Annotated in this window: 4 protein-coding genes; all 4 read left to right on the top strand. The window is 42.1% G+C overall.

From position 1 onward, the window contains the following. The first annotated feature begins 331 nt into the window (after nt 1–331). Nucleotides 332–1900: an IS1182 family transposase gene (locus ACWVCM_RS02500; protein WP_455200126.1), complete on the top strand. Its 1569-nt coding sequence runs from the start codon at nt 332–334 to the stop codon at nt 1898–1900. Between the two features lie 148 nt (nt 1901–2048). Further along, complete coding sequence (locus ACWVCM_RS02495) at nt 2049–2648, top strand: DUF4395 domain-containing protein (protein WP_455200125.1); 600 nt, start codon at nt 2049–2051, stop codon at nt 2646–2648. A 208-nt stretch (nt 2649–2856) separates the two neighbouring features. Then, the gene (locus tag ACWVCM_RS02490) at nt 2857–3726 is read left to right on the top strand and encodes a cation diffusion facilitator family transporter (protein ID WP_455200124.1); all 870 of its coding nucleotides are present in this window, start codon (nt 2857–2859) and stop codon (nt 3724–3726) included. Between the two features lie 363 nt (nt 3727–4089). Next, nucleotides 4090–4665: an outer membrane protein assembly factor BamE gene (locus tag ACWVCM_RS02485; RefSeq protein WP_455200123.1), complete on the top strand. Its 576-nt coding sequence runs from the start codon at nt 4090–4092 to the stop codon at nt 4663–4665. Nucleotides 4666–4787 lie beyond the last annotated feature (122 nt).

Below are 4787 nucleotides of genomic sequence, written 5' to 3'. Positions count from 1 at the left end.
TAAAGATTACGAAAGATATTGTGAAGAAAATAACTGGATTGATCCCAGTGATGCAAATTACGCTTTGGCAAGCAAACTAAGTATATTGTTTAACGCAGGCTCTACTAGACGTCCCGCTGCAATTTCAGGTATTCCTGTCTAAATTCTTCTTTAGGGTTATGCGTAAACTCTCACATAAAAAGTCGCTCAACCCCGCATGGCCTAAACGGCCATGCTCTGACCTCAGCCGCTACGCGGCTTCGGCAGGTTAGCTCGGCGTTGAGGCCGTAGAAAAACTCCGAAAAATGAGAAGAAATTGATAAACTGGGTAAGCGCATAAGGAGGAATGCCCATGCCTAAGTTTAAGCCGTATCACTACGATCAGAACACGATGGTCGTGATCAACTTCAAAGACCAGCTTCAACCAGGGACCTTTGAATTCGCGGTTCATCACATAGTTGATAATAAGTTGGATCTTTCAATATTTTATCCCGAATACCAAAATGATGAAGGCGGCCGTCCCGCCTATGATCCGGCGTTGTTATTAAAAATCATCTTATATGCCTATTCCAAAGGCATTAAGACAAGTCGAGAGATTCAATGGCATTGTGAAACCAATATTATCTTCAAAGCCCTGTCGTGTGATACGGTGCCGCATTACACTACCATTGCGGCGTTCGTCAGCGAACATCCCCAACAGATCGAATCGTTGTTCGAGCAAGTGTTATTGATTTGCGATCAACAGGGAATGCTGGGAAAGGAACTGTTCGCGATCGACGGGTGTAAGATGTCCTCCAACGCCGCCAAGGAACACTCTGGCACGTTAAAAGAACTCAAAGCCAAACGCGACAAGATCCAGCGCCGGATACGTCATCATCTGCGTGAACACCAACGGCTGGATAAAAGCGAGTCGCGTGAAGAAGAACGCCTCAAGCGTACCGCGCAAACCATCGACACTCTAGATAAAGCCTTTGACCGGATAGACGCCTTTTTAAAGTCAGCCAGCCCACGGATGGGCCAGGGCAAACGAAAAAAGGAAGTGAAGAGTAATATCACCGACAACGAATCCTGCAAAATGACCACCAGCAAAGGGACAATCCAGGGTTACAATGGGGTGGCGACCGTCGATAAAAAACATCAGATCATTGTCGATGCCCAGGCCTTTGGAGAAGGCCAGGAACACCATATATTACAACCCGTTCTTGAGCAGGTTAAAGAGCGCTTTCAACGGCTAGGCATGAGTGAAAATATCTATAAGAAAGGCGTTATTGTGACCGCTGACACGGGCTACGCCAACGAAGACAATATGAAATATTTACATGACCACCACATTGATGGCTATATACCCGACAAAAATTTTCGCAGCCGTGATCCCAAGTTCAGTGATCAGAAAGCAAAGTATGGAAAGAAAACACACCGGCGCAACCCGGATGATGACGTCACGTTATTTACGTCTGATGACTTTCACTTCGATCCTGTTAACAAGACTTGCCATTGCCCGGCGGGAGAAGAGATGTGGCTCTGGCATGAGGGGGTTGATGACTGCGGCAACCTGAAACTGTTTTTCGAAGGCCGATTGAGCAAATGCCGCCATTGTCAGCTGAAGCACCGCTGTATGCGAAATCCAGCGGCGGCGAACAGTCGCAAGGGGCATGGAAGACACGTATCGTTTATCACTGAATCAAAACGTGCTCCCACATACACAGATTGGATGAAACATCGAGTGGACAGTGAGCAAGGCAAATACTTCTATAGTCATCGGATGTCCGTGGTGGAACCGGTATTTGCTAATATTGGGACGAACAAGAAGCTCAATCGATTTCACTTAAGAGGTAAACAGAAGGTTCAAGGCCAATGGCAACTCTATTGTATGATCCACAATATAGAGAAATTGGCCAATTATGGGCGACTGGCCGCATAAAAAGGATCAACCAGGCTCGTTCATCGACTAAAATGATGGAATCATTACCATTGAAAGGTAAAACGCAACAGCCAGAAAAGCCCATATTTCGTCACTGGGTTTTTCTACAGTCTCGTTATGAGTAAATAAAATTGTGAGGAATTAACCGTTGTTAAAAAAGAAGTTTCAAGATCACTGGTTTAAGTTCGAAAATGGCACTTCGGCTGGAATAATTCTAATTAATGAAAGGGCTGTGCGCGCTAGAGCGGGGTTGTTGTTTTTAATTCCAGTGATTTTGCTCTTTATTCGGCTTGATCATGGCAATCATGATCAATTAATAGTGGATACAATAAACAATACTATTATAAAGCGTACATATGATCATACTTTTGCGTATTCGCTCATATTTTTCGTGATGTACGAAATGTTGATGGCCATGTTTGTAAAAACATCACACTTTTCTATTACCAGTATTTTAGGTGTCATGTTTACGAACAAACAAATTCCTATCTATCAGCCGCTGCGGCCAAAAATATTCGCCTGGTTAATAGGTTTGGTATTAGCTATTCTCTGCCAGATTTCACTTTATTACACAGTAATGCAATCAATAGCTTTCTATTTCTTGGCGGCTTGTTTGCTTTTTATGTGGCTGGAATCAGTATGTGGAATTTGTGTAGGTTGTAAAATATATAACTTTTTTGTCCGAATAGGCGTAGTTAAAAAAGTGTGTGATGTTTGTCATATTAATTATGAAGAAAAAAATACATAGTAAGGCCTTTCATTTAACTCCGGCGCTAACGCGCCTACGCAAATGAAGGCAGGTCGTTAGGCGAAATCAATTATAATTCACCTGTCTTCGCTATAGTAAACCTAAAAAGTGCGCTAACATTTGATTTGAAGCCGTCTTTAGCTATAGACTGATATACAGAAAACCTGGAATAAACTACTAATATTCAGTACGAACTATTTGCGTCAAAATGATTATGATGGGTCGCATGGACCAACGGGATATCAAAGTTCTACGCGTTATCCTCGTCGAAGGGCTTGCCAACTTAACTGTTTTAATTATTAAACTGGTAGTTGGTATAGGAACTGGTTCGCTTGCAGTGGTAAGCGATGCTGTTCACTCGCTTACCGATATTTTAAATAATATCGTCGCATGGTTTGTAACCCGTCATTCGGTTAAACCTGCAGATTCCAGGCATCCTTACGGCCATCGAAAGTTCGAAACAGTCGCTGTATTTGCCCTGGCTGCATTGCTGGCAATTCTGGCTTTCGAGCTTGCTATTCGTGCCATTACAAGCGAAACAACAGAGATAACCACTAGCCGCTTAGAACTCGGGCTGATGCTCGTAGTACTGACCATAAACATTGTTATATCGACCTGGCAACGCGGCTGGGCTAAGCGCTTAAAATCGGATATCCTGCTAGCGGATGCGAATCACACGCTCTCAGATGTTTTGGTTACCAGCAGCGTTATTGCTGGCTGGCAATTATCTGCCTTGGGATGGATTTGGATGGATCAATTAATTGCCTTGGCAGTTGCAGGATTGATACTCTATCTCGCATTCAGCCTTTTCAAAAGAACTCTGCCGGTACTACTGGATGAAAGAGCCATCGACCCAGAGACATTGAGGTCAGTAGTAATAGGTGTTGATGGTGTGCGAGCAATACGCAGAGTTCGCTCAAGGTGGGTGGGTTCCACACGTGCAGTGGATCTAATAATCGAGGTGGACGCAAAGTTACCTACGGAAGCTGCTCATGAAATTACGGACCAGCTAGAAACCTTATTGGCAGAACGATTCGACGTACACGACATTTCTATTCATGTTGAACCACACAACTGATGCAGTACGTTATGTGTAATAAAGAATGAATATTTGGCGAGAGCTCCCATTTAAGGACGGAAAGAATTACAAAGTCAAAAAACTTTCGTAGATCTCGATCAGTTTTTATCGCAGGAGAGATTGTAGCTTACGAAAAAAACGAATACAGCCAATATGACAGCAGTACAATATTCTTTGCCAAAGCAAAGGGTGGTCATGTAAAAACGTGATGGCTTCATGATGACGACCCTAATGAAGAATATCAAAACTTATTTCTTAAAATTGAATGAATGTGAAATATACACATAAACAGGCGTCACACTTGACTCCGGTGATGACGCGCCTATGTAAGTTTTTTTGCAAACCGTATAAAAAGGACAATAAATGAAAAAAATATTGGTAGTTGGTATTAGTATCATAGTCTTGTTATCAACAGGCTGTGCAGGGACGGATTTTATTAAACCAGGTAAAGAAAAACTGGTATTGGGTAAAACGACAAAATCAGAGTTACGTCTAACGCTTGGAGAACCTTATCAAACTGGCGAAAAACTATTTAATGGAGAAAATGTTGAGACGAATTCATATTCATTTGCAAATGCAGGGGGAGAAGCGGTTTTTGAAGAGGTTACACCCGCGCGAACACTGGGTTTACTCTATGTGAAGGATATATTAGTAGGGTATGAATTCACGAGCACATTTAAGAGTGATTCAACTTATTATGACTCTGAAAAAGTCAAAGAAATAAAGAAAGGATGGTCTAAATCTCAAATAAGAGAGTTATTAGGAGAACCAAAAGGAAAATTTATATATCCGATTATAGATGATAAAAACGGTGACGCTTACAATTATTTATATGTGCAAGCTAAAGGATTTCAATTTTACGTCCAGAATTTAAGAGTGACGTTTGATGAAAATGGAATAGTTACAGATATAAAGTACGAGTCATCTGGCACTAAATAATAGTGTATTTTATGGGTTAACCTGGCGAGCGGTTCAATTATGAGTCGGTGCCGGATAACGGCACCTCGTAAATTAACGCCAGTCGTTCGATCCACAAGCGAATGTCTGTATTTTTGCAATAG

It is taken from the genome of Kaarinaea lacus (assembly GCF_975902315.1).
The sequence above is the reverse complement of the archived record's forward strand: the minus strand, read 5'-3'. Positions and strand labels throughout refer to the sequence as shown.

What these genes read in the sequence shown, in the direction of transcription:
- ACWVCM_RS02490 (WP_455200124.1), top strand. Translation starts at nt 2,857, where the DNA reads ATGATTATGATGGGTCGCATGGACCAACGGGATATCAAAGTTCTACGC.
- ACWVCM_RS02485 (WP_455200123.1), top strand. Translation starts at nt 4,090, where the DNA reads ATGAAAAAAATATTGGTAGTTGGTATTAGTATCATAGTCTTGTTATCA.
- ACWVCM_RS02500 (WP_455200126.1), top strand. Translation starts at nt 332, where the DNA reads ATGCCTAAGTTTAAGCCGTATCACTACGATCAGAACACGATGGTCGTG.